This window comes from Streptomyces kunmingensis, assembly GCF_039533535.1.
Taxonomy (GTDB): domain Bacteria; phylum Actinomycetota; class Actinomycetes; order Streptomycetales; family Streptomycetaceae; genus Streptomyces; species Streptomyces kunmingensis.
Genome location: NZ_BAAATS010000012.1, coordinates 115,438 through 140,358, shown reverse-complemented (window position 1 = coordinate 140,358; position 24,921 = coordinate 115,438). Strand labels below are relative to the sequence as shown.

The 24,921-nt window shown below is 71.5% G+C and carries 22 protein-coding genes; 13 read left to right on the top strand and 9 right to left on the bottom strand.

Annotated features, from left to right (window positions below):
• Nucleotides 1-78 precede the first annotated feature (78 nt).
• Together ABD366_RS15380 and ABD366_RS15375 are read right to left on the bottom strand one after the other, a co-directional pair.
• Nucleotides 79-921 (bottom strand): siderophore-interacting protein, encoded by an 843-nt coding sequence (locus ABD366_RS15380; RefSeq protein ID WP_324771689.1) that lies wholly within the window; start codon nt 919-921, stop codon nt 79-81.
• 63 nt (nt 922-984) lie between these two features.
• Nucleotides 985-1,935, bottom strand: coding sequence for a 5'-3' exonuclease (locus tag ABD366_RS15375; protein ID WP_324771711.1), 951 nt, complete (start codon nt 1,933-1,935; stop codon nt 985-987).
• A gap of 243 nt (nt 1,936-2,178) precedes the next feature.
• Here ABD366_RS15375 and ABD366_RS15370 point away from each other — a divergent pair, with 243 nt between their 5' ends.
• The 4 genes from ABD366_RS15370 (at nt 2,179) to ABD366_RS15355 (ending at nt 7,442) form a co-directional block, all read left to right on the top strand.
• On the top strand, nt 2,179-3,327 hold the full coding sequence (locus ABD366_RS15370; protein ID WP_324771690.1) for a quaternary amine ABC transporter ATP-binding protein: 1,149 nt from the start codon (nt 2,179-2,181) through the stop codon (nt 3,325-3,327).
• Nucleotides 3,320-5,929: an ABC transporter permease/substrate binding protein gene (locus ABD366_RS15365; RefSeq protein WP_344441878.1), complete on the top strand. Its 2,610-nt coding sequence runs from the start codon at nt 3,320-3,322 to the stop codon at nt 5,927-5,929. Before ABD366_RS15370 ends, ABD366_RS15365 begins: the two co-directional genes overlap by 8 nt.
• 194 nt (nt 5,930-6,123) lie before the next feature.
• Nucleotides 6,124-6,711: a helix-turn-helix domain-containing protein gene (locus ABD366_RS15360; protein WP_324771691.1), complete on the top strand. Its 588-nt coding sequence runs from the start codon at nt 6,124-6,126 to the stop codon at nt 6,709-6,711.
• Between the two features lie 14 nt (nt 6,712-6,725).
• Entirely contained in the window at nt 6,726-7,442 is a 717-nt protein-coding gene (locus ABD366_RS15355) for a helical backbone metal receptor (RefSeq protein ID WP_411293789.1), read from the top strand.
• Here the strand turns inward: ABD366_RS15355 and ABD366_RS15350 are convergent.
• Entirely contained in the window at nt 7,364-8,602 is a 1,239-nt protein-coding gene (locus ABD366_RS15350; protein WP_324771693.1) for a TDT family transporter, read from the bottom strand. The two genes, ABD366_RS15355 and ABD366_RS15350, sit on opposite strands and share 79 nt — an antisense overlap.
• 145 nt (nt 8,603-8,747) lie before the next feature.
• On the opposite strand from ABD366_RS15350, the gene ABD366_RS15345 reads away from it, so the two are divergent.
• Nucleotides 8,748-9,638, top strand: coding sequence for a LysR family transcriptional regulator (locus ABD366_RS15345; RefSeq protein ID WP_324771712.1), 891 nt, complete (start codon nt 8,748-8,750; stop codon nt 9,636-9,638).
• Between the two features lie 218 nt (nt 9,639-9,856).
• On the opposite strand, the gene ABD366_RS15340 is transcribed toward ABD366_RS15345, so the two are convergent.
• The 3 genes from ABD366_RS15340 to ABD366_RS15330 form a co-directional block, all read right to left on the bottom strand.
• Nucleotides 9,857-10,555 (bottom strand): gamma-glutamyl-gamma-aminobutyrate hydrolase family protein, encoded by a 699-nt coding sequence (locus tag ABD366_RS15340; RefSeq protein ID WP_324771694.1) that lies wholly within the window; start codon nt 10,553-10,555, stop codon nt 9,857-9,859.
• Nucleotides 10,556-10,592: 37 nt separating this feature from the next.
• Nucleotides 10,593-12,038 carry an ethanolamine permease gene (gene eat, locus ABD366_RS15335; protein WP_324771695.1) on the bottom strand — a complete coding sequence of 482 codons (1,446 nt, stop codon included), beginning with the start codon at nt 12,036-12,038 and terminating at the stop codon, nt 10,593-10,595.
• A 119-nt stretch (nt 12,039-12,157) separates the two neighbouring features.
• A complete protein-coding gene (locus ABD366_RS15330) occupies nt 12,158-12,883 on the bottom strand; it encodes a FadR/GntR family transcriptional regulator (RefSeq protein WP_324771696.1) in 726 nt (241 codons plus the stop codon).
• A gap of 95 nt (nt 12,884-12,978) precedes the next feature.
• Between ABD366_RS15330 and ABD366_RS15325 the strand changes: the two genes are divergently transcribed.
• From ABD366_RS15325 to ABD366_RS15305, 5 genes are read left to right on the top strand one after another with little or no spacing between them, the layout of a single operon-like run.
• Nucleotides 12,979-14,337, top strand: a complete 1,359-nt coding sequence (locus ABD366_RS15325; protein WP_324771697.1) for a glutamine synthetase family protein — start codon at nt 12,979-12,981, stop codon at nt 14,335-14,337.
• Between the two features lie 11 nt (nt 14,338-14,348).
• Nucleotides 14,349-15,716 carry an aldehyde dehydrogenase family protein gene (locus tag ABD366_RS15320; RefSeq protein WP_324771698.1) on the top strand — a complete coding sequence of 456 codons (1,368 nt, stop codon included), beginning with the start codon at nt 14,349-14,351 and terminating at the stop codon, nt 15,714-15,716.
• A complete protein-coding gene (locus ABD366_RS15315) occupies nt 15,713-16,495 on the top strand; it encodes a 3-oxoacyl-ACP reductase (protein ID WP_324771699.1) in 783 nt (260 codons plus the stop codon). Before ABD366_RS15320 ends, ABD366_RS15315 begins: the two co-directional genes overlap by 4 nt.
• Nucleotides 16,496-16,527: 32 nt before the next feature.
• Nucleotides 16,528-17,808 (top strand): haloacid dehalogenase-like hydrolase, encoded by a 1,281-nt coding sequence (locus tag ABD366_RS15310; RefSeq protein ID WP_324771700.1) that lies wholly within the window; start codon nt 16,528-16,530, stop codon nt 17,806-17,808.
• 28 nt (nt 17,809-17,836) lie between these two features.
• On the top strand, nt 17,837-18,754 hold the full coding sequence (locus ABD366_RS15305) for a DUF2510 domain-containing protein (RefSeq protein WP_324771701.1): 918 nt from the start codon (nt 17,837-17,839) through the stop codon (nt 18,752-18,754).
• Nucleotides 18,755-18,757: 3 nt separating this feature from the next.
• On the opposite strand, the gene ABD366_RS15300 is transcribed toward ABD366_RS15305, so the two are convergent.
• A complete protein-coding gene (locus ABD366_RS15300) occupies nt 18,758-19,960 on the bottom strand; it encodes an amino acid deaminase/aldolase (RefSeq protein WP_324771702.1) in 1,203 nt (400 codons plus the stop codon).
• 323 nt (nt 19,961-20,283) lie between these two features.
• Here ABD366_RS15300 and ABD366_RS15295 point away from each other — a divergent pair, with 323 nt between their 5' ends.
• Together ABD366_RS15295 and mycP are read left to right on the top strand one after the other, a co-directional pair.
• The gene (locus tag ABD366_RS15295) at nt 20,284-21,381 is read left to right on the top strand and encodes a hypothetical protein (protein ID WP_411293788.1); all 1,098 of its coding nucleotides are present in this window, start codon (nt 20,284-20,286) and stop codon (nt 21,379-21,381) included.
• Complete coding sequence (mycP, locus tag ABD366_RS15290; protein ID WP_324771704.1) at nt 21,378-22,538, top strand: type VII secretion-associated serine protease mycosin; 1,161 nt, start codon at nt 21,378-21,380, stop codon at nt 22,536-22,538. The genes ABD366_RS15295 and mycP overlap by 4 nt, the downstream gene beginning before the upstream one ends.
• Here mycP and ABD366_RS15285 read toward each other — a convergent pair.
• Nucleotides 22,522-23,454 (bottom strand): serine hydrolase, encoded by a 933-nt coding sequence (locus ABD366_RS15285; protein WP_324771705.1) that lies wholly within the window; start codon nt 23,452-23,454, stop codon nt 22,522-22,524. The two genes, mycP and ABD366_RS15285, sit on opposite strands and share 17 nt — an antisense overlap.
• Before the next feature lie 96 nt (nt 23,455-23,550).
• Between ABD366_RS15285 and ABD366_RS15280 the strand changes: the two genes are divergently transcribed.
• Entirely contained in the window at nt 23,551-24,336 is a 786-nt protein-coding gene (locus ABD366_RS15280; RefSeq protein WP_344441872.1) for an SseB family protein, read from the top strand.
• Here the strand turns inward: ABD366_RS15280 and ABD366_RS15275 are convergent.
• Nucleotides 24,333-24,722 carry a DUF1844 domain-containing protein gene (locus ABD366_RS15275; RefSeq protein WP_324768266.1) on the bottom strand — a complete coding sequence of 130 codons (390 nt, stop codon included), beginning with the start codon at nt 24,720-24,722 and terminating at the stop codon, nt 24,333-24,335. The two genes, ABD366_RS15280 and ABD366_RS15275, sit on opposite strands and share 4 nt — an antisense overlap.
• Between the last annotated feature and the right edge of the window lie 199 nt (nt 24,723-24,921).

Here is a 24,921-nt window from a genome sequence, read left to right as displayed (position 1 = left end):
GAGCCCCGGGGCTCCGCCCCGGTGCCGGGCGCATGGCAATCCCGCCCTGGCGACACAGGAACCCGGGGCAAGGCGTGATCAGGCGGGCGTCGGAGACTCCTGTTCGGCCTCCACCTGCGCGTTCCAGTCCCGCTTGGACGCCTGCCACCCGTCCTCGTTGTGGCCCAGACGCCAGTAACCGGAGATCGAGAGGTCCTCCCGGGGGATCTGGCGGTCCACTCGGAGGTGGCGGCGCAGCTCCTTCACGAAGCCCGCCTCACCGTGCACGAACACATGCGGGCGGCCCTCGGGGAAGTCGAGGCCGGTGACCGCGTCGGTGAGAGCCTGACCCACGGGGCGGCCCGCCCGGTGCAGCCAGGTGATCTCGACCGGGGAGTCGATCTTCTGCTGCTCCTCGGGGCCCTCGACCTCCAGGAAGGCGTGGGCCCGCGCGCCCTCGGGCAGCGCCTCCAGCGCCGCGGCCACGGCGGGCAGCGCGCTCTCGTCGCCGACGAGCAGGTGCCAGTCCGCGGACGCGTCCGGCGCGTAGGCGCCGCCCGGGCCCATGAAGTGGATCGTCTCGCCCGGCTCGACGCTCGCCGCCCAGGGGCCGGCCAGGCCCTCGTCGCCGTGGACCACGAAGTCGAGGATCAGCTCACGGGCCTTCGGGTCCCAGGCGCGCACGGTGTACGTACGGGTCACCGGCCACTGCTCGCGCGGCTGCTCCTCCCGGATGCGCTCCACATCGAACGGCTCGGCATAGGTCACGCCCGCCGGCGCGAAGAGCAACTTCACGTAGTGGTCGGTGTATTCGAGCTCCGGAAGGTCTGCCAGACCCTCACCGCCGAGCACCACTCGCTGCATGTGCGGCGTGAGTCGCTCCGTGCGCACGACCTGCGCCGAGCGGGCCTTACGGGGCTTGCGTGCGGGGCGCTCGGCCATATGCGGTCTCCCTTGATCATGCTGTCGGCTGCCGTGCTAGTTAGGTAAACCTAAGCTAACACCTCATGATGAGAGGGTGGTGAGCAGGCGGTGCAAAGATCCGCCCAAACCCCAGCGCGCCGCCAACTGGTCGAGCAGGTCCGGATCGTGCGGCTCGCGCGGCAGTGTGGTGGTGACCGGGGGGAGGGGGACGTCCGGCGCCACCTGGACCACCTTCGGGGCCACCGAGAGGTAGGGGCGGGACTCGTCCAGGCGCTTGCGCTGGGTCGGTGTGAGCTTGGACTTCGGGTCGTCCACCGCGGCCATGATTCCGGCCAGGTCCCCGAACTGTGCCAGCAGCTTCGCCGCCGTCTTCTCGCCGATGCCGGGTACCCCCGGCAGGCCGTCGCTCGGGTCGCCCCGCAGCAGCGCCATGTCCGCGTAGCCGGAGCCGTCCACCCCGTATTTCTCGAGGAGGAGCGCCTCGTCCGTGATCTGCAGCGTGCCCACTCCCTTGAGGGGGTAGAGGACGCGGCGATTCCGTGCGTCGTCGACCAGTTGGAAGAGGTCCCGGTCGCCCGTCACGATGTCCACCGGGGTCGTCGCCCGGGCGGTGAACGTGCCGATCACGTCGTCCGCCTCGTAGCCCGCGACACCTACGCGCGCGATGCCCAGCGCGTCCAGCACCGCCTCGATGATCGGCACCTGCGGGGAGAGCGTGTCGGGGATCTCCTCCTCGTCCGGCGTCCCGGCCGCCGTCTCCTCGGCCACACGGTGGGCTTTGTAGGAGGGGATCAGGTCCACGCGCCACTGTGGGCGCCAGTCCGCGTCCATGCAGGCCACCAGGTGCGTGGGGTGGTGGTCGTGGACGAGCCGGGTGATGAATTCGAGCAGCCCGCGCACCGCGTTGACCGGAGTGCCGTCCGGGGCCTTCACGGAGTCCGGCACTCCGAAGTAGGCCCGGAAGTACAGGGACGCGGTGTCGAGCAGCATCAGGCGCTGGTTGGCCGAGGTTTCCTGGGTCACGATTCGCATCATGCCGCACGGGACCGACAGGTACGGGTTGCACGGAATCCGTGGTGGGTAGTTAACGGAATGTGAGCTGGGCCACTTCTCTGTTTGGTTTGCATAAGGCAGGGCAGGCGCCGCCTCGGAGCGGACCCGGTCACACGTTCAACTATTGAAGAAGTGGCCGGTTTCAGGCGGGCAGACCCCGCGCCGCACCACGGCCCGCCGGCGGGGGAGGCGGGCCGTCTTGGTTCGACCCGAGAGGTGTATGTGTCCAGGCTTGAAGCCGAAGACCTGTACAAGGTGTTCGGCAGACGACCCGATGAGGCGGTGGAAGAACTCCGCCGCGGAGCCGACCGTGAGCAACTGCGCGCCGACGGCACGACTGCCGCCGTGATCGACGCGTCCTTCACCGTCGAGCCCGGGCAGATCTTCGTCGTCATGGGTCTGTCGGGATCCGGCAAGTCCACCCTTCTGCGGATGCTGAACGGACTGCTGGAGCCCACCGCGGGACACGTCCGTTTCGACGGTGACGACCTGACGCAGCTGTCGCCCCGCGAGCTGCGCGAGGTCCGCTCCAAGAAGATCAGCATGGTTTTCCAGCACTTCGCGCTCTTCCCGCACCGCTCCGTCCTGGAGAACGCGGCCTACGGCCTCGAGGTGCAGGGCATAGCGCGCGCCGAGCGTGAGGAGCGCGCCACGGAGGCGCTGCGCCTCGCCGGCCTGGAGGGCTGGGAGAAGTCCTTCCCCGACGAGCTGTCCGGCGGTATGCAGCAGCGCGTGGGCCTGGCCCGCGCCCTGGCGACCGACGCGGACCTGCTCCTCATGGACGAGTCGTTCAGCGCGCTCGACCCGCTGATCCGGCGCGACATGCAGGACCAGCTGCTCGATCTGCAGAAGACCCTGAAGAAGACGATCGTCTTCATCACGCATGACCTGAACGAGGCCATGCGGCTCGGTGACCGGATCGCCGTCATGCGCGACGGGCGCATCGTCCAGATCGGCACCGCAGAGGACATTCTCGTCACCCCGGCCAACGAGTACGTCGCGTCCTTCACCCAGGACGTCGACCGCTCCCGCGTGCTGACCGCGGGCGCGATCATGGCCACGCCCGAGAAGGGGTACACGGCGTCCGCCGCTCCGGCGAAGGTCACCGAGGACACCCCGATCATCGAGCTCTTCACGCCCTGCTCGACCAGTGACATACCCGTCGCCGTGACCGGCGAGGACGGCGACGTCATCGGTGTCGTCCCGCGGGAGCGCCTGCTCGCCGTCCTCGGTGAGCCGATGAAGTCCGTGGAGAGCGCGGACGAGAACCACGGCACGGCCGAGGGGCTCGTCGAGGAGACCGAGGACGCCGTCCCCGCGCCGCGTGGCGAGGGCGACGGACCGGTGGAGAAGGTGAACGCCGGTGCCTAGGATTCCCTTCGGTGACTGGGTCAACGATGTGGTCGAGTGGCTGCTCAACCACATGGCGTGGCTCTTCGACTTCTTCAAGACCATCTTCGACGGTCTCTACAACGGCATCGGTGACGTGCTCCAGGCACCCGAGCCGCTGCTGCTCGCCGGCATCTTCGCCGTCATCGCCTTCTGGCTGCGCGGCACGACCGCGGGTGTGCTGACCTTCGTCGGGTTCTGGTTCATCGACAACCTGGAACTGTGGGACGACGCGATGCTGACGCTGTCGCTCGTCCTCGTGTCGACGATCATCGCGCTCGTCATCTCCGTGCCCCTCGGCATCTGGGCGGCCAGGTCGAACCGGGTCAGTGGCCTGTTCCGGCCCGTCCTGGACCTGATGCAGACGCTGCCCGCGATGGTCTACCTGATCCCGGCCATCCTGTTCTTCGGCTCGGGCGCCCCCGCCGGCATCGTCGCCACGCTGATCTTCGCGCTGCCCCCGGGCGTGCGCATGACCGAGCTGGGCATCCGGCAGGTCGACAAGGAACTGGTCGAGGCCGCCGACGCGTTCGGTACGAAGCCGAGCAACACGCTGATGCGGGTGCAGCTGCCGCTCGCCTTGCCGACGATCATGGCCGGTGTCAACCAGGTCATCATGCTGGGTCTGTCCATGGCCGCCATCGCGGGCATGGTCGGCACCGGCGGTCTCGGTGGCGCCGTCAACGAGGCCATCGGCCAGCTGAACGTGGGCCTCGGCGCCGAGGCCGGTATCTCCATCGTCATCCTGGCGATCTACCTCGACCGGATGACCAGCTCGCTGGGCCAGCAGGTCTCGCCGCTCGGCCGTCGCGCGCTCGCCAAGGTGCGCGCCGCACAGGGCCTGAAGATCTGGTCCTACCGTCCCCGTCCGGCCGTCGCCATGGTCGGCGTCGTCGTCCTCGCGCTCGTCGCGGGCGGCATGGGCGTCTTCGGAGGCTCCTCGTCCACGACCGCCGCGGGCGGCGACAACACGAACGTCGGCCAGGGCAAGAAGATCTCCATCGGCTACATCCCCTGGGACGAGGGCGTCGCCTCCACGTTCCTGTGGAAGGAGATCCTGGAGCAGCGCGGGTTCGAGGTCGAGGCCAAGCAGTTCGACGCGGGCCCGCTCTACACCTCGCTCGCCCAGGGCGCCGTCGACTTCGAGACCGACTCCTGGCTGCCGACGACGCACGCCCAGTACTGGAAGAAGTACGGCTCCAAGCTCGAGGACCTGGGTTCCTGGTACGGCCCCACCTCCCTGGAGCTGACCGTGCCCTCGTACATGAAGGGCATCGACTCGCTCGCCGACCTCAAGGGCCAGGGCGCCAAGTTCGGTGGCAAGATCACCGGCATCGAGTCGAGCGCCGGCGAGACGGCTCTGCTCAAGAGCAAGATCCTCAAGGCGTACGGCCTCGACAAGGAGTACAAGGTCGTCGACAGCTCCACGCCGGCGATGCTGGCCGAGCTGAAGCGCGCCTACGCCAAGAAGAAGCCGATCGTCGTTCCGCTCTGGTCGCCGCACTGGGCGTACAACGACTACGACCTGAAGAAGCTCAAGGACCCGAAGGGCGCCTGGGGCAAGGGCGACGGCGTGCACTCGCTGGCCCGCAAGGGCTTCGGCACGGACTTCCCCGAGGTCGACAAGTGGCTCAAGGACTTCAAGATGAGCGAGAAGCAGCTCACGAGTCTTGAGGCCGAGATCAACAAGACCGGCAAGGGCAAGCAGCAGGACGCTGTGAAGACCTGGCTGAAGAAGAACCCGGGCGTCGTCGACAAGCTGGCCCCGGTCAAGAAGGCGAACGCCGCCGAGACCAAGCGTCCGGTGAACGTCGCCTGGTTCCCCTGGGACGAGGACGTCGCCGTCACCTACCTGTGGAAGAACGTTCTGCAGAAGCGCGGCTACAAGCTGAACCTCAAGCAGATGGACGTCGGCCCGGTCTACACCGGCCTCGCCAGCGGTGACCTCGACGTCAACTTCGACGCCTGGCTGCCGTACGCGCAGAGCAACTACTGGGACAAGAACAAGGACAACCTGAAGGACCTGGGCAGCTGGTACAGCCCGACCTCCCTGGAAGTCGCCGTTCCGTCCTATGTGAAGGGCGTCAAGTCCCTCGCGGACCTGAAGGGCAAGTCGAAGACCTTCGACGGGAAGATCATCGGCATCGAGCCGGGCACCGGCGAGATGAACCTCCTGAAGAAGGACGTACTGCCCGGCTACGGCCTGGACAAGGAGTACGAGGTCGTCGACGGCTCCACGCCGGCGATGCTGGCCGAGCTGAAGCGCGCCTACGCCAAGAAGGAGCCGGTCGCGGTCGTGCTCTGGTCGCCCCACTGGGCGTACAGCGAGTACGACCTCACCAAGCTGGCCGACCCGAAGAAGAAGTTCGGTGAGGGCAACACGATCCGGACGATCTCCCACAAGGACTTCCCGAACAAGTATCCGCAGCTCACGAAGTGGTTCAAGAACTTCAAGATGAGCGAGGACGAGCTGGGCAGTCTGGAAGCCGAGATCAAGAAGCGTGGTCAGGGCCAGGAGGAGAAGGCCGTCTCCGCGTGGCTCGAGACGCACCAGGACGTCGAGAAGCGGATGACCGCTTCCTGACCCCTGATCGGTAGAGCGAGAGGTGGGTTCCGCCGCGGCATCGGCTGCGGCGGAACCCACCTCTCGTTCGTGCCCGGCCCTCGACGGCCCCGATCGTGACCCACTGCTTACCGCGCTCGCATGAAACCGGCAGGCGAACATGCGTAGGGTGCATTCAAACGAGCTGGGCAATGCGGTGGGAGGGAGCGGACGTCATGGACGAGCACAAGGAGACACTGCGCGTGGGCGCGGCCGTCCGGCGCCGGCGCCGGACGCTCGAGCTCACGCTCTCCGCCGTCGCCGAGCGCAGCGGCCTGTCCGTACCGTTCCTCAGCCAGGTCGAGAACGAGCGGGCGCGGCCCAGCAACCGCTCCCTGGAGAAGGTCGCCGACGCCCTCGGCACCACCGCCGTCGAACTGCTCGCCGCCGCCGATCCTGCCCGCACCGTCGACCTGGTGCGCGCCGACGACACGAGCGTCGAGGACGGCTCCGCGGACGGCGGCGGCGACTTCGTCGTACGCTCCCTCGTCCGTGGCCACCATCAGATGCATGCCCAGGAGTTCGTCGGTGACCACGACTCCGGGCGCGAGTTCCAGCTGCGCAACGACGTCCTGATGCATGTCACGGAAGGCGCCGTCGAGGTGGAGGCGGAGGGCCGCGCGTACCGTCTGGTGCGCGGCGACACCCTGTATCTGACCGGTGGCGTACGGCACCGCTGGCGGGCGACCGTGGCCGAGGCGCGGGTCGTCGTCGTGGCGGTCGCCGAGCACATCGACGCGGTCGACGAACCCGGACCGAAGTAGCGGCCGTGGAGGTCGTGCGGGTGGTGTCCCTGGTGCCGTCCCTGACGGAGGCCGTCGCTGTGACGCTGCCGGGTGCGCTGGTCGGTGCGACGGACTGGTGCAGCCACCCCGTCGGTCTTGATGTGGTGCGGATCGGCGGTACCAAGAACCCCGATGTCCCGGCCGTCGTCGCTCTCCGCCCCGATCTCGTCGTCGCCAACGAGGAGGAGAACCGGGCCGTGGACCTGGCGGCCCTGCGCGCCGCCGGTATCGAGGTCCTGGTCACCGAGATCCGTCGACTGCCGCAGGCTCTACGGGAGTTGGAGCGGGTCCTGCGGGCGTGCGGGGCGCTCTCGCGGCCCCGCTGGCTGGACGAGGCCGAGGCGGCGTGGTCCGGGGTGGCGGTACCGGAGCGCCGGTCGCGGGCCGTCGTGCCGATCTGGCGGCGGCCGTGGATGGTGCTCGGCAGCGCCACCTTCGCCGGCGACCTGCTGGCACGGCTCGGCGTCGACAACGTGTACGCGGGTCACGCCGAGCGCTATCCCCGCGTCCCGCTCGACGAACTGCGGGCGTCGGGGGCGGACCTCGTGGTGCTGCCCGACGAGCCGTACCGCTTCACCGCCGACGACGGGCCGGAGGCGTTCGCGGCCCCCGCGGCCCTGGTCAGCGGGCGTCATCTCACCTGGTACGGGCCGTCGTTGGGGGAAGCGGTGGGGGTGCTGGGCGCGGCTCTGCGCACCGCCGGTGCCTGAGAGGCGGGTGCGGACGCGGCTGCCTGCGCGGGTGCCGACAGCAGGCGTCCGTCGAGCAGGCCGCGTGCCGAGTGGATCGCGGCCACCGCCCAGGCCGCGACCAGAGCGGCGTAGAGCACGACCGCCAGGACGTCGAACAGGGCGAGGCCCGTGTGCTTGCCCAGGCCCTCCACGCCGGTGACACAGGTGCCGACGGGGAACGTGAACGCCCACCAGGTCATCGCGAACCTCATGCCCTCGCGGCGCCGGGCCCGGACCACCAGGGCGGCGGCGAGCGCCAGCCACAGGGCAGCGAAGCCCATCACCGGAACGCCGTAGAGGACCGCGAACGCCGTGAAGCCGTGGCCGTACGAGGCGGGAAGGACGCCGTCCGCGACATCGGCGTACTTGTTGACGGCGGTCGTCGACTGGCCCAGCGGGCCGAGGACGAGGAACAGGGTCGGGGTCAGCGCCGTCGGGAGCGGGCCCGCCGTGACGAGGCGGGCGAAGATCAGCGGCAGCATGACGAGCGTCGCGAGCAGGCTCAGGCCGAACATGCCGTAGCAGACGAGGAGAAGCGTCTGCTGGTACTGGCCCGGCGGCAGGTGCGGGACGAGCAGCGGACCCACCGCGGCCGACACCATCGGCGCCACCACGGGCAGCAGCCACACCGGGGAGGCCTGGCCCGGCTCGATCCGGTGCCGGACCACCATCAGATACGGGACCGCGACGGCCGCGGCGAGTCCGGTCAGCGTGCCCGCGACGAAGAGAGCCGTGTCGATCGCGAGCGCCGCTTCGAGCCCGATCCAGTCCTGGCCCAGCAGCAGCGTGCCCGCGCCCACGGACAGCAGCGCCATCGACAGGCAGCCGTAGAACGGGGCCACCGCCGGATCCAGCAGATGGGCCCGCGCCTGGTCGCGGTGGTGCGTCCAGTGCAGGGCGCGCGCGGCGAGGAGGACCAGCAGCGCCGCGAAGGACAGCGCCCACACCACGGTGCAGGCCGTGCGCAGCCCGGCGAACGTCACCGGCAGGGTCGCGCCGGCGTTCGCCACGATCGCGGTGCCCATGACGGCGGCGTACCAGTTCGGGCCGAGATGGCGGACGGCGGTCGCGCGGGGTGCGACCTCGCGGGTGTCGGCGCGGGTGGCGAGGGCTGTGGTGGCGTGGGCGGCGGTGACCATGGGTCAACCGTCGCGCGTGGCCGGGGGCCCCACCAGGGACGTTGCCACTATGGGGGCATAAGCTGGGTTTATGAGCAAGGAGCCAAGGCGCGAGCCCGGCCAGGGGCGCAGTGAGCCTACGGGCCTGCCGGAACCGCCCCCGGGGATGCTCGCGCACCGGGTGCCCGACCTCGGCGCGCTGGAGCTTCTGCTGGCCGTGGCCCGTCTCGGCAGTCTCGGCGGGGCCGCGCGGGAGCTCGGGATCACCCAGCCCGCGGCGAGCAGCCGGATCCGTTCGATGGAGCGGCAGCTCGGGCTCGCCCTCGTCGACCGATCACCGCGCGGCTCCCGGCTCACCGACACGGGCGCCCTCGTCACGGACTGGGCGCGGCGCGTCGTGGAGGCGGCGGAGGAGTTCGACGCGGGGGCGCAGGCGCTGCGGGACCGGCGGGATTCGCGGCTGCGGGTGGCGGCGAGCATGACGATCGCCGAGTATCTGCTGCCGCGCTGGCTGATCGCGCTGCGGGCGGAGCGGCCCGACACCGCGGTGTCGCTGCTCGCGGGGAACTCCGCGGCTGTGGCCGAGCGGCTGCTCTCCGGTGAGGCGGATCTGGGGTTCGTGGAGGGGCTTGCCGTCCCTGCCGGTCTGGACGCGACCGTCATCGGACATGATCGTCTGATCGTGGTGACCGCGCCGAGTCATCCGTGGGCCCGGCGGCGGCGGCCGCTCACCGCGGAGGAGCTGTCCTCCACGCCGCTCATCCTCCGGGAGGAGGGGTCCGGGACGCGGCAGGTGCTCGACGCGGCGCTCGGGGGGCTGGCCCGGCCGCTGATCGAGCTGTCCTCGACGACTGCGGTGAAGGCGGCCGCGGTGAGCGGGGCCGGGCCCTCGGTTCTGAGTGAGCTTGCGGTGGGGGAGGAGTTGTCCGCTCGGCGGCTGGTCAGGATTCCGCTGGAGGGGGTTCGGCTGGCGCGGGAGTTGCGGGCTGTCTGGCCTACGGGGCACCTGCCGGTGGGGCCTGCCAGGGATTTGCTCGGGTTGACTCGGTCGGCCTGAGCTTGTGGGCGCGCCCCCGTCGGCCTGCGCCCGGCACTGTCGCTGAGGTCGCGGGGCGCTGCCCCGGGCCCCGCTCCTCAAGCGCCGGAGGGGCTTGGATGGCCGGATTGTCGCTGAGGTCGCGGGGCGCCGCCCCGGACCGACCCCGCTCCTCAAGCGCCGGAGGGGCTTGATTCGGCCCGCCGGAGGGGCTTGGCGGGGCGGTGAGCGGCGGTTGGTCAGAAGCCGTGTGGGTCCGCTGCCGCTCTCACCAGGCCCTGCGTCACTCGCGTGTCGTCGCCCATTTCGGGGTGCCACTGGACCCCCATCACCCAGGTCATGCCGGGCAGTTCCACCGCCTCGACCGTGCCGTCCGCCGCGTGGGCCGACTCCACCAGGCCGCGGCCCATCCGGTCTATGGCCTGGTGGTGGTAGGTCGGTACCTCCGTCACCTCCGGCACCAGATCCCCGTAGCGGGTACCGGGCACCGGGGTCACGACGTGCCGGCCGAAGGAGCCGACCTCCTTCATGTGGCCTTCGAGGTGCTGGGTCAGCGTCCCGCCGAGCGCCACGTTCAGGAGCTGCATGCCGCGGCAGATGCCGAGCAGCGGGGTGCCGGACGTCATCGCGGCCCGGATCAGGGCGAGTTCCCAGGTGTCCCGCTCCGTCGCCGCGGGCCCCGTACGCGGGTCGCGCTCGGCGCCGTACCGGGCGGGCTCGACGTCCGGGCCGCCCGCGACGATGACTCCGTCGAGCCGCGCCACCACCGAGGGCGCGTGCTTCGCGTCGTCGGGCGGCAGCATCGTGGCGAGCCCGCCGGAGTCCTGCACGAGCTGCGGGTAGCCGACCGGGAGGAGCGCCGCGGGCAGCTCCCACACACCCCATCTGGTCTGCCTCTCCAGGTAGGTGCTGATGCCGATCAGCGGCCTGCTCACCATGGTGCCGTGCTCCCCAAACTCGGTCGTGCTCCTGCGGTCATTCCCGGTCCAGCTCCGCCTCCGCCGCGGCCAGTGCGGCGAACTCCTCCTCCGGCGCCCGCGCCACGAGCCGGTGGCGGCTGTAGACACCGAAGTAGCCGACGGCGACCACGTACACGCCGAGCGCGATGAGCGCCGCCGTCACGTCGACGAGGAAGGTCGCCACGAGCGCCGCGCACGCGAGCACCAGCGCCACCGAGGAGGTCAGTACGCCGCCCGGTGTGCGGTACGGCCGCGCCAGGCCGGGCTCCCTGCGCCGCAGCACGATGTGCGACAGCGACATCAGAGCGTACGAGATCGTCGCGCCGAACACCGCGACGTTCAGCATGCGGGCACCGTCCCCGGTGGCGGCCGCCAGCGTGAACCCGATCGCGCCCGGTACGAGCAGTCCCAGGTACGGGGCTTTGCGGCGGCTCGTCAGGGACAGGAAGCGGGGCAGATAGCCCGCGCGGGACAGGGCGAACAGCTGCCGGGAGCCCGCGTAGATCAGGGAGAAGAAGGAGGCGACGAGTCCGGCCAGCCCCGCGTAGTTCACGATGCGGCTCCAGGCCGTGGCCCTACCGCCCGGTTGCAGCGCCTCCACCAGCGGGTTCCCGGCGTCCTGGATCGCGGCCGAGCCGCGTGCGCCCGCCGCCGCGAAGAAGGTGACGAGCGCCAGGACGACGAGGATCGCCAGGGACCAGCGGATCGCGCGCGGCAGCGTCCGCGCCGGGTCCTTGGTCTCCTCCGCGGCCAGCGGCACGCCCTCCACACCGAGGAAGAACCACATCCCGAAGGGGAATGCCGCCCAGATGCCCAACACCCCCATCGGGAGCCAGGAGTTGGCGCCGAACGCGGCCGGGTCCACCGGGATGTCGTCGAGCCGCGAGGGGTCGAAGTCGGTGAACGCGGCCACCGCGAAGACGAGCAGCGCCGCGACCGCGATGCCCGTCACGACGAAGCTGAACCGCAGCGCCTCGCCCACGCCCCACAGGTGAATGCCGATGAAGACGACGAAGCAGGCCAGGTAGACGGGCCAGCCGGAGGTGAGTCCGAACAGGCCGAGCGATTCGACGTAGTCGCCGATGAACAGGGAGATGGCGGCGGGCGCGAGGACGTACTCGATGAGGATGGCGGTCCCCGTCAGGAAGCCGCCCCACGGGCCGAGCGCGCGGCGCGCGAAGCCGTAACCGCCGCCCGCCGTCGGCAGCACCGACGACAGCTCGGCGAGCGAGAAGACCATGCAGGCGTACATGACGCCCATCAGGGCCATCGCGATGCCGAGGCCGCCGAAGCCGCCCTCGGCCAGGCCGAAGTTCCAGCCCGAATAGTCACCGGAGACGACGTACGCGACGCCGAGCCCCGTCAGCAGCAGCCAGCCGGCGCTGCCGCGGCGCAGGCTCCTGCGCTCCAGATAGGTGTCGCCCTCCGCTGGTGTTCGGGCGTTCCCGCTGTCCACGGTCATGGCGTGGCCGCTCCCCGGCTGGTCCAATGGAATGGATGCATACCTTTGCGGGGTGCGGGGGCGAAAAGCAACCCCCGTGCGTTACATGGTGGTTAATCGCGATGGCGGCCGGCCCGCTCTCAGGTCAGGAAGCCGCGCAGCAGCGCCGCCGTGCCGCCGCAGTGTTCGCGCGTCATCTCCCGCGCGCCGTCCGCGTCCCCGTCGAGCACGGCCTCCACCAGAGCGGTGTGCTGGCGCTGCGAGTGCTCCAGGTTGCGGACCAGCAGGGGTATGCAGTCGAGGAGGTCGTTCACCGTCGCGCGCACCGCCGCGTACTGGGCGGCGAGGGAGGGGGAGCCGCAGAGTTCGGCGAGGGTCAGGTGCAGGAGCGTGTCCTGGCGGCGGTAGTCGGCGAGCGGCGCGTCATGGGTGCCCGCGAGGGCGGTGCGCAGCCGTCCGGCCCGCTCCCCGTCGAGCCCGTGCGCCGCGCACAGTCCGGCCGCCCCCACTTCGAGGACCTCCCGGAAGCGCAGTACGTCCTCGACGTCCACGCCCTTGATGCGGCGCCGCAGCTCGTCCTCGCCGGCCGCCCCCGGGCGCGGCAGCACGAACGTGCCGCCGTAGCGTCCGCGCCGCGACTCCACCAGGCCCTGGTCCTGGAGGACTTTCAGAACCTCTCGCAGGGTGACCCGGCTGATGCCGAGCCGGTCCGCCAACTCCCGCTCCGACGGCAGCCGTTCGCCCCCCGGCACCAGGCCGAGCCGGACGACCTGGAGGATCTGCTCCAGCGCCTCCTCGAAACCGTTGCCCGCCCGTACCGGACGCAGCACCGTCCCGAGGCCCCCACCGGCATCCGTGTGCGACATCTGGCCCAACCCCCTTCCCAAGCAATGGTTCTCAGCAATACCTTATGGCTCTCGGCCGACCCAAGGGACCCCCGGGCCCCAAGGAGGTTTTTCTCGTGGCAGACCGCACACCCCCGCTCACCGTGGAGGCGCTGCACGCCCTCGTCGCGGGCGGTGAGATCGACACGGTCGTCCTGGCCTTCCCCGATATGCAGGGGCGGCTCCAGGGCAAGCGGTTCGCCGCCCGCTTCTTCCTCGACGAGGTGCTCGAGCACGGCACCGAGGGCTGCAACTACCTCCTAGCCGTCGACGCCGAGATGAACACCGTCGACGGCTACGCGATGTCCTCCTGGGACCGCGGCTACGGCGACTTCGCGATGCGCCCCGACCTGACCACCCTGCGCCGCGTCCCGTGGAACGAGGGCACGGCGATGCTGGTCGCCGACCTCGCCTGGGAGGACGGCTCGCCCGTCGTCGCCGCGCCCCGCCAGATCCTGCGCCGTCAGCTGGAGCGCCTCGCGGCCCTCGGCCTGAGCGCCCAGGCCGGCACCGAGCTGGAGTTCATCGTCTTCAAGGACACCTACGAGCAGGCGTGGGACGCGAATTACCGGGGACTGACCCCGGCCAACCAGTACAACATCGACTACTCCGTCCTCGGCACCGGCCGCGTCGAGCCCCTCCTGCGCCGGATCCGCAACGAGATGGCGGGCGCGGGCCTCACCGTCGAATCGGCGAAGGGCGAGTGCAACCCGGGGCAGCACGAGATCGCCTTCCGCTACGACGAGGCCCTCGTCACCTGCGACCAGCACGCCATCTACAAGACGGGCGCCAAGGAGATCGCCGCGCAGGAAGGCGTCTCGCTCACCTTCATGGCGAAGTACAACGAGCGCGAGGGCAACTCCTGCCACATCCACCTCTCGCTGACCGACGCGGACGGTACGAGCGTGATGCCGGGCCATGACGGAATGTCCGAGACCATGCGCCACTTCCTCGCCGGACAGCTCGCCGCGCTGCGTGACTTCTCGCTGCTCTACGCCCCGCACATCAACTCCTACAAGCGGTTCCAGCCGGGCTCCTTCGCCCCGACCGCCGTCGCCTGGGGCCACGACAACCGCACCTGCGCCCTGCGCGTCGTCGGCCACGGCCGCTCGCTCCGCTTCGAGAACCGGCTCCCCGGCGGCGACGTCAACCCGTACCTGGCCGTCGCCGGACTGGTCGCCGCGGGCCTGTACGGCATCGAGCACAAGCTCGACCTCCCCGACGCCTGCCAGGGCAACGCCTACGACGCCGCTTACGAGCACGTCCCCACCACCCTGCGCGAGGCCGCCGAACTGTGGGAGAACAGCCCCCTCGCCGAGGCCGCCTTCGGAGCCGAGGTGGTCGCCCATTACCGCAACATGGCGCGGGTCGAACTCGACGCCTTCGACGCCGCGGTGACCGACTGGGAGCTGCGCCGCTCCTTCGAACGCATGTGAGGACCCAGCCATTGCTCCCGTCACTTGAGGTACTGAACCCGGCGACCGGAGAGGTCATCGCGACCGTCCCCGCCGCCACCGCCGAGTCCATCGACACCGCCGTCGTACGCGCTGTCCGCGCCCAGCGCGGCTGGGCGGCCGCCGCCCCCGCCGACCGGGCCCGGCTCCTGCGCCGCTTCGCCGACACCGTCGACCAACACCTCGAAGAACTGGCCCAGTTGGAGGTACGAGAAGCCGGACACCTCATCGGCAACGCGCGCTGGGAAGCCGGGAACGTGCGCGATCTGCTGCTCTACGCGGCCGGTGGCGCCGAACGTCTCAACGGGGCGCAGCTCCCCGCCCCCGGCGGCTGGAACGTCACCTTCCACGAGCCCCTCGGCGTCGTCGGTGTCATCGCCCCCTGGAACTTCCCCCTGCCGATCGCCGCCTGGGGCACGGCCCCCGCGCTCGCGGCCGGCAACGCCGTCGTCCTCAAGCCCGCCGAGACGACCCCGCTGACCGCCCTCCGGCTCGCCGAACTCGCCCTGGAGGCGGGCCTGCCCGAGGGACTCTTCCAGGTACTGCCCGGCCACGGCGGCGTCGCGGGCCGCGCCCTCGTCGACCACCCGGACGTCGCGAAGATCGTCTTCACCGGCTCGACGCGCACCGGCCGCGAGATCATGGAGCGCTGCGCGGCCCGCGTCAAACCGGTCACCCTCGAACTCGGCGGCAAGAGCCCCAACATCGTCTTCGCCGACGCCGACCTGCGAGGCGCCCTCGACCCGTTCTCCTTCCTCGACAACTCCGGCCAGGACTGCTGCGCCCGCACCCGCGTCCTCGTCCAGGAATCCGTCTACGAGGAGTGCGTCGCGCTGCTCACGGACGCGCTCGGCGCCGTCGTCGTCGGTGACCCGCTGGACGAGAAGACGCAGATGGGTCCGCTCATCTCCCGCCAACAGCTCGACCGTGTACGGAAGTTCGTGCCGGACAGCGCCCCCGGTATCCGGGGCGCCGCACCCACCGGGCCCGGGTTCTGGTTCCCGCCGACCGTGCTCACCGAGGAAGCGGCCGACTCGGCCGCGGCCACGGAGGAGATCTTCGGGCCCGTCGCGGTGCTGCTGCCGTTCACCGACGAGCAGGACGCGATCCGCCTGGCGAACGCGACCCCGTACGGCCTCGCGGGCTCGGTCTGGACCCGGGACCTGGGCCGCGCCCTGCGCGTGTCGGGCGCGGTCCGCGCCGGGAACCTGTCCGTCAACTCGCATTCCGCGGTCCGCTATTGGACGCCGTTCGGCGGCTACAAGCAGTCCGGGCTCGGCCGTGAACTCGGCCCCGACGCCCTGACCGCGTTCACCGAGACCAAGAACGTCTTCATCAGCACGGAGGGCCCCTCCCTATGACTCAGGACATCGTTTGCCGCCGTCTCGTCGGCCGCACCGCCGTCATCACCGGGGCCGGCAGTGGTATCGGCCTCGCCACCGCGCACCGGCTCGCCTCGGAAGGGGCCCACGTCGTCTGCGGCGACATCGACGAGGCCGCGGGCAAGAAATCAGCCGACGCCGTCGGCGGGACCTTCGCCCAGGTCGACGTCACCGACGCCGAGCAGGTCGAGGCGCTGTTCAAGACCGCCTACGACACCTATGGCTCGGTCGACATCGCCTTCAACAACGCGGGCATCTCACCGCCCGACGACGACTCCATCCTGGACACCGGTCTGGAGGCCTGGAAGCGCGTCCAGGAGGTCAACCTCACCTCCGTGTACCTGTGCTGCAAGGCCGCGATCCCGTACATGCGGCGCCAGGGCAAGGGCTCCATCATCAACACGGCGTCGTTCGTGGCGCGCATGGGCGCGGCGACCTCCCAGATCTCCTACACCGCATCCAAGGGCGGCGTCCTCGCCATGTCGCGCGAGCTGGGCGTGCAGTTCGCGAGGGAGGGGATCCGGGTCAACGCCCTCTGTCCCGGGCCGGTGAACACCCCCCTCCTCCAGGAACTGTTCGCCAAGGACCCGGAGCGGGCGGCGCGCCGGCTCGTGCACATCCCGGTGGGCCGGTTCGCCGAGGCCGACGAGATCGCCGCCGCTGTGGCCTTCCTCGCCAGCGACGACTCGTCCTTCGTGAACGCCACCGACTTCCTCGTGGACGGAGGCATCTCGGGCGCGTACGTCACGCCTCTGTAGGGGACACACCACGTAGGTGTACGGTCCCCAGAATGCGTAACAGACATGTTGCCGCGTGGACTTCGGCCGTGGTCACCACCCTGGTGGCCGCGGCTCTCGTCTCTCCTGCGGCCGCCGCCACGTCCGCGTCCACCGCTTCCCGTGACTGCCCGCAGCTGTCGAAGAAGCTGCCCTGGTACGGGAAGAACCGCGCCAAGCTCCAGCGCATGATCGACGAACGGGGCACCTGCAACGGCCACCGCGGCCCGCGCCCCGTCGCCGCGTTCGACTGGGACAACACCGTCTCCAAGAACGATGTCACGGACGCCACCATCGCCTGGTCGCTCAAGCACGACAAGATCCTGCGCCCCGCGAGCTGGAAGAAGACCAGCAAGTGGATGACCGACGACGCCCACAAGGCGCTCACCGCGGCCTGCGGCACGCGGGTCCCCGTCGGCTCTCCGCTGCCCACCTCCACCGACACCGACTGCACGGACGAGATCTTCAGCATCCGTGAGTCCGGCAAGACGATGAGCGGCGCCGCCGCCTTCGCGGGCGAGTGGAACCACCGCCGCACCGTCCCCCAGTACGCCTGGGTGCCGCAGCTGTTCGCCGGGCACACCGTCCCCGAACTGGAGTCCTACGCGGCCGCCGCCCGCAAGGAGGCCCTCGCCGCCCCCATCGGCACCAAGCAGAAGCTGGGCACGCACACCATTCCCGGCTACGTCCGCTACTACGAGCAGCAGCGCGATCTGATCCGTACGCTCCAGAAGGCCGGCTTCGACGTCTACATCGTCTCCGCCGGATCCGAACCGGTGACCGAGATCTGGTCGCGCGGCGTCGGCATCGACCGCGAGCACACCATCGCGATCCGTTCTGTGCTGGACCGCAAGGGCCGCATCACCACGTACAACGAAGGCTGCGGCGGCGTCCCCAGGAACAAGGGCGAAGCCATCCCCTACATCGACGGCAAGCGCTGCTGGATCAACCAGGAGATCTTCCACATCAAGGGCAAGTCGGCCTGGGAGAAGCAGCGCTGGGGCAAGCGCATCGCGCTCGGCGGCGGCGACGCCGACACCGACGTGACGTTCGTCGGCGACGCGACCGGCGCCCACCTCGTGCTCAACCGGAACAAGAACGAGATCATGTGCCGCGCCTACGACAACGCCGACGGACGCTGGGTCGCCAACCCGATGTTCATCGAGCCGCTGCCGAAGAAGTCCGGTACGTACCCGTGCTCGACGGCCGCCGACAACCTGCCCGAGGGCGGTTTCGGACCGCTGCTGAGAGACGACGGTTCGGTCGTGCCCGATCAAGTGGACTCGGTGTACTGACCTTCGGGGCCCGGCCTACAGTGCCGGGATGAGCATGCCGCCGCCCGGCTGGTACCCGGACCCGCACGCCCCCGCCACCGAACGCTGGTGGGACGGGACCGCGTGGACGCAGGACCGCAGACAGCCGGCGCCGACGGCCTTCGCGCCCCCGGCCGCCGCGCCGCCGCCCCGCAAACCGGGCGGCGGACGCGGCAAGGCCGTCGCCGTGGTCGCCACCGGGGTCGCACTGGTGGCGGCCATCGTCGCCGGGGTCGTCGTGGTCGTCTCCGACGACGGGGGCGCGGGCGCCACCGCGCGCAACGGGCCGACCGTACGGTCCGCCCCGGCGTCGACGCCGCCCACGAGCAGCGCCGCGCCCTCGCCGGCCGAGGACGCCTCCCGCGTCACCGACCAGCTGAACGGCATCACGCTGCCCGTCCTCGCCGGCTGGCAGAAGGCCGAGAACGTCGCCGACGACGACACCCTCCTCACCACACCGGACACCTACGACTGCCCGTACGACGACGGCCTGTGCCGCCGCGGCACCGTCGCCACCCGCACGGTGACCGGCGCGGACGCCGGCGCGAGCGCACGAGCCCTGGCCACCGAGGACGTCTCCGACGCCGCCGACCTCGCGTACGACACCAACCCGCTCGGAGAACGGCCGTTCGGCGGCATGACAGCTCACAAAGTCGTCGCCGCACGGCAGGTCGCGGTCGCCGGACGCGCGGGCTTCCTCGTGCGCTGGAAGGTCACGACGGCCGAGGGGCCCGGCGGCTACGTGCAGTCCGTGGTGTTTCCCTCCAGCGTCGGCTCCCAGTCGCTCGTCGCGGTGCGCTGCACCCTCGACGCCGGCGACGCGGCCCCGCCGCTCTCCGACCTCGACAAGATCGTCAGGGGCATCCGGCCGGTGGGCGCGGCGGGCGGCGACGGGGGAGTGGGCAGCAGCGTCGGGCCCACCCGTTAGACGTCAGAGGAACGTGTACCCCTCGCCGCGGTACGTGGGCACGGTCCCGGTCACCTCGGAACCCTCCACGAGGTGCAGCACCTCGAACCGCTCGCACAGCTCACCGGCCTTCGCGTGCCGGAACCACACCTTGTCCCCGATCAGCAGATCGTCGGCGGCCGAGCCGAGCAGCGGCGTCTGCACCTCGCCCGGGCCCTCCTGGGCGTCGTACCGCAGCCCCTCCGGCAGATACGGCACCGGAAGACGGTCGGCGCCCGCGGCGCCCGACGCCGGGTACCCACCGCCCAGCACGGTGACGACCCCGACCCCCGGCCTGCGCACCACCGGCTGGGCGAACAGCGCGGCCGGACGCCCGGTGAACGACGTGTAGTTGTCGAAGAGCCGCGGCACATAGAGGCCCGACCCGGCGGCGATCTCCGTGACCGCGTCCTCGGCGGCCGTGTGCTGCACGCTCCCGGTGCCGCCGCCGTTCACGAACTCCAGGTCCGGCGCCACCGCACGCACGGCCCGCACCACCTCGCCGCGCCGCACCGCCAGCTCCTTGCGCGCCGCGGCCTGCATCAGCCGGATCGCCCGCGACCGCACCGGCCGCCCCACGAGCGAGTCCCCGACGCCCGCCACATGACCCTCGTACGCCATGATCCCGACGAGCCGGAACCCGGGCCTGCGGGCCACAGCCCTTGCCAGGTCCGCCAGTTGGGCCGGGGTGCGCAGCGGGGAGCGCAGGGCGCCGATCCGTACCCGGCCGCCGAGGACCTGCCACGACGTGTCGAGCTCCAGACAGACCCGGATCTCCTCGCGGCCGCCGTCCCTGGCGTCGTCGATCAGCCGCAGCTGCGCCGGGTCGTCGATCATCACCGTCACGGCGCCGGCCAGCTTGGCGTCGTGGGCCAGCTCGGCGAAACCGCCCCGGTCCGCGGACGGGTACGCGAGAAGCACGTCCTCGAACCCGGACCGCGCCAGCCAGATGGACTCAGCCAGCGTGAACGACATGATCCCGGCGAACCCGTCCCTGGCGAGGACCCGCTCCAGCAGGGCCCGGCAGCGTACGGACTTGCTGGCCACCCGGACCGGCTTCCCGGCGGCACGGCGCAGAAGGTCGTCGGTGTTGGCGTCGAAGGCGTCCAGGTCGACGACGGCCAGAGGGGCGTCGAGATGAGCGGTGGCCCGGTCGAAGCGGGCCCGGTCGGCGGCGCGCGGTGTCATGTCCGAAGCCTGCCAGACCCGATTACCGCAGGGTAGAGGGACGATACGGGCAGATCGGTTGAGCCCGTGGACTGCCTGGCCCGGTCCATGGGCAGGCCCGTTAGAGTGACGCGCACGCAGGCTTGAGGAAACGGGGAGGCATGAGCACGGAAGCTCGACGTGTCCCGCCGCGTCCCTCGACGCCACCACCGCCGGCGACCCCACCCCGGCCGGCCCAGGCGCCCGCCCCCCAACTCCCGGCCACGGCACCCCCTTTGCCGACGACGCCCCCTCCGCCGACCCCGTCCGCCCGCTTCCCGGACACCCCACCGCCGCCCCGAGCGATGCCTCTCCCACCGGAGTCGACCTCGCCTACGGCAACCCCGCAAAGGGGCGCGGGGAACGGCGCGACCAGCCACGACGGCGCGGCACCCGCCCACACCACCGAGCCCCCCCACGGCGAACCGGCGCACCCCAACGAAACCACCACCCGCCTACGCCCCGTACCCCCCTCCCCGCCGGGTCCCGCCCAAACCTCGCCGCCCCGCACCCAGGCCCCCCGGAGACCCGTAGGCGCAGTCGACCTCACCCCCCTCCCGGGAACGGCCGGCAGGCCCTTCGTCCGGTTCGCCCGCCCCGAGCACTACGACGACAGCACCACCCGCCTGCGCCCGGTCGGAGCCCGCCTGCGCCCCCGCGCGGCCGCGGCGGCGGCCTGCCTCGTGCTCGGCCTCGGCCTGATCGGCGGCGCCGCGACCGGCACCCTGCTCACCGGCGGCGACAGCGACGGCACCGTGTCCGCGCAGAGCGCCTACCGCGACGCCGCCGAACTGTGGCACGGCATCCCGGTCGACCAGCTCTTCCCGCGCACCCTGGACGGCGAGGGAGCCGGCCCCGGCGGCGCCGACCGCACCTGGACCCGGATCGGCGTCGCCCCGGACAGCGGCTGCCAGAAGGCCTTCGACCCGCTCCTCTACAAGGCGCTGCGCCCGGCAGGCTGTCTGCGTCTGCTGCGGGCCACGTACACCGACGCCACGCAGAGCAACGTCACGACCGTGGGCCTGCTGTTCACGAGCGCCGACGCCGAGGCGTCCAAGGCGCTGCGCACCCGTTTCACGGAGGAGGGCCTCGACCGGCGCCCCGATCTGGTGCCCCGCCCCTATGCCGTGCCGGACACCGTCGCCGCGCACTTCGGCGACGCCCAGCGCGCGACCTGGTCCCTCAACGTCCTGACCGACGCCCCGGTCGTCGTCTACGCGGTCTCCGCCTTCGCCGACGGCCGCACCGTCGCCGAGCCGCAGCCCGCCGCCGAGGCGATGAAGCCCGGCGCCACCACGGCCCCCGCCCAGGCGGGGCTCGGCCACGAGGCCCAGGGCATCGCCGACCGGGTCGAACGGGGCCTGCGCAAGGCCGTCCAGAAGTCCACGGAGCAGCCGTCATGAACCGCAGCCACCGGCTCGCCGCCCTCGCGGGCGCCGCGGCCCTCACCCTGCTCCCGGCCGCCGCCGCACACGCCGACTCGGTCCGGGCCCAGCAGTGGGGCCTTGACGCCATGCACACCCAGGAGGCCTGGCGCACCACGCAGGGCAAGGGCATCACGGTCGCCGTCCTGGACACCGGCGTCGACGACCAGCACCCCGACCTCTCGGGCAACGTACTCACCGGCAAGGACCTCATAGGCTTCGGCGCCGGCCGCGGCGACCGTCCCTGGGCCCGTCACGGCACCGCCATGGCCGGCATCATCGCCGGTCACGGGCACGGAAGCGGCAACGGCGACGGAGTCATCGGCATCGCCCCGCAGGCGAAGATCCTCCCCGTCCGCGTGATCCTGGAGGACGGCGACTCCTCCCGCGCCAAGGCCCGCGAAACCCGCGGCAACGCCCTCTCCGAGGGCATCCGCTGGGCCGCCGACCACGGCGCCGACGTCATCAACCTCTCCCTCGGCGACGACTCCCCGACCGCCCACGCCGAAGCGGGCGAGGACGAGGCCGTCCAGTACGCGCTGAAGAAGGGCGTCTCCGTCGTCGCCTCCGCGGGCAACGGCGGCAAGAAGGGCGACCACGTCTCCTACCCGGCCGCCTACCCCGGCGTCATCACGGCCACCGCCGTCGACGCGGCGGGCAACCGCGCCTACTTCTCCACCCGCCGCTGGTACGCCACCGTCGCCGCCCCCGGCCGGAACATCGTCACCGCCGACCCGGACCGCCAGTACTACTCGGCGTGGGGCACCAGCGCCGCCTCCGCGTTCGTCTCCGGCGCCGTCGCCCTGGTCCGCGCCGCACACCCGGGCCTGAGCCCCGCGCAGATCAAGCAGCTCATGGAGGACACCGCCCAGGACCCGCCGAGCGGCGGCCGCGACGACTCACGCGGCTACGGCATGGTCGACCCGGCCGCCGCGATCCGGGCGGGCGGGCAGCTGAAACCGCAGGGCCTGACCTCGGCGGCGTACGGCGAGAAGTACTTCGGACCGGGGCCGGACGACCCGGACGACGACGGACCGGCCGGCTGGGTCGCCCCCGTCGCGTACGTCCTCGGGGCCCTGCTGCTCGGCGCGGCCGTCCACCTGTGGCGCGGCCACCGCCTCAGCCGTCGTCGCTGAGCGTCGTCACCGCGGCCTTCGCCACGTCCTCCACCAGCGAGATCCCGCCGTCCTTGGTGGCACTCCCGTTGGAGAGGACGGCCACCAGATATCGCGTGCCGTCCACGCTCACCCGCCCGACGCTGTTGATGTCCCACAGCTCGGTGGTGCTGCGCCGCAGCCATCCGTTCTTCAGCTCGGAGCCGGCCGCTCCCGCCGCGGAGACGCCCCACGCCTGATCGCTCTCGACGTTCCCCATCAGCCTTTGCACGTACGTCCGTGAAGCCGTGCTCAACACACTGTCCCCGACCCCGAACACCTGCTTGAGCAGGGCGAGTTGATCCGCGGCCGTCGTCTGCGTGAGCCCCCACAGCGGACCGTCGCCGCCGCTGGTCCCGGTCAGTCCGAGGCGCTCGTTCGCCGCGTCGAGGCCGTCCGCCCCGCCGATGGTGTCCCACAGCGCGGTCGTCGCCGCGTTGTCGCTCTTCTCGATCATCGCGGTGGCGTACGTCTTCTCCTGCGCGGTCAGCACCCGGCCGTCGTCCTGTGCCCGCAGCAACAGCGCGGCCAGCACATCGACCTTCACGACGCTCGCGGTGTCGTACGTCCCGTCGCCGGACGCGTACGCCGCGCTCGTACCGGCCGCCACGTCGAGCACGGCCACGGAGACCTCGCCGTCGTGCCCGCCGGCCGCGGAGCGCACGGCCTCGGCGAGCCGTGCGTCCCGGTTCACGGTGGGAGAGGCGGACGGCGACACGGAACCCCCTCCGGCGGTGGCGACCTTCGACACGAGGGCAGTCGCGTCGTGCGCCTGCGCCTTCACGTAGACCGTAGTGCCGGCGGTGGCGGTGAGAAGCGCGGCCGAGGCGACCACCGCGTGGACGAGGGGACGCCGACGCCCGGTACGCGCCCGCCGCCGTCTGGTTCCGTGGGACATGGGGACGATGGTGCGGCGCGGTCCTGTGGGGACCATGAGCAGCACCTCAGGGTCCGCTGAGAGTCCGGCCGCGGCCGCTCGGTAGGGTCGGTGAACGTGGCGAACAAGAACATTCCCGACCCCGGCTTCTCCGACGACGACGGCACCGCCGACCCGCGCCTGGCCGAAGCCCTGACCGCCTGGGAGCAGGACCGCACGGCCCACGGCCCGGTACTGGAGGCGCTGAAGGGGGCCCGCCTCCTGGTCCCCGTCGTCGCCGTACTGGGGGAGGTGGAGGAGGACAACAAGGAGGAGCGCGAAGCTCGGAACAAGGGCGGTGGTGGGAGACGGGGGGGCGGCCTGCGCCGCGAGAAGACCAGCGACATGGCGGTCCCGACGCTGAAGGCGGGCGACCGCACCGCGCTGCCCGCGTTCACCTCCACGCACTCCCTGGCCCGGTGGGACCCCGAGGCGCGCCCGGTCGCCGTCCCGCTCCACCAGGCGCTCCAGGCCGCCGCCCACGAGAAGGCGGACACCGTCGTCCTCGACCTCGCGGGCCCGGTCCCGTACGAGATCACGGGCGCCGCGCTCTACGCCCTCGCCGAGGGCCGCACCACGGCCGACCCGCTGGCCGACCCGGCGGTCACCGGCGCCGTCCGGGCCGCGGTCGCCGCCGAGCCCGCGGTGCGCCGGGCCCACCTGGGCCCCGGTCCGGCGGACGGCGTCCTCGCCCTGGTCATCGCCCCCGGCGCGGACCCGGCGACCGTCGCGCAGGCCGTGGCCGGGCGCATCGCCGCCGACGAAACACTGAGGGCCCGCCTGGTGCGCGGCCTCGACCTGGCACTTCTGCCGGCCGAGGCGACGCCACCCGGCGAGCCCCTCTACGTACGGGAGAGCCTCTAGCCGTACACGGCCCCCGTGTACTTCTCGCCCGGGCCCTGGCCCGGCTCGTCCGGCACGATCGACGCCTCGCGGAACGCCAGCTGCAGCGACTTCAGGCCGTCACGCAGCGGCGCCGCGTGGAACGAGCTGATCTCGGTGGCGCTGCCGTCGAGCAGACCGGCCAGGGCGTGGATCAGCTTGCGGGCCTCGTCGAGGTCCTTGTGGGCGTCGCCCTCCTCGGTGAGGCCCAGCTTCACCGCGGCGGCGCTCATCAGGTTCACGGCCACCGTCACGATGACCTCGACGGCGGGCACCTCGGCGATGTCGCGGGTCAGGGAGTCGTAGTCGGGGTTGGCCGGGGAGGCGTCGGAAGCGGCGGAAGGGGCTGCGGGGGTGGCGTCACTCATGCCCACACGATATGCCGCCCGTACCGTGGTGCCGTCCGCGCACCCGATTGGGCGCATCCCCCAAGTGCTGCTAACCTTGTGTGACGACCGGCCGGAAACGCACGTCCGAAGGACTGAGTGACCGGCCCACAAGTGGAGGCTCCGATCTCCCACCTGACTGCCCTGGCGGGCGGCGGGTCACCGGTCAGACGGTCCCCAT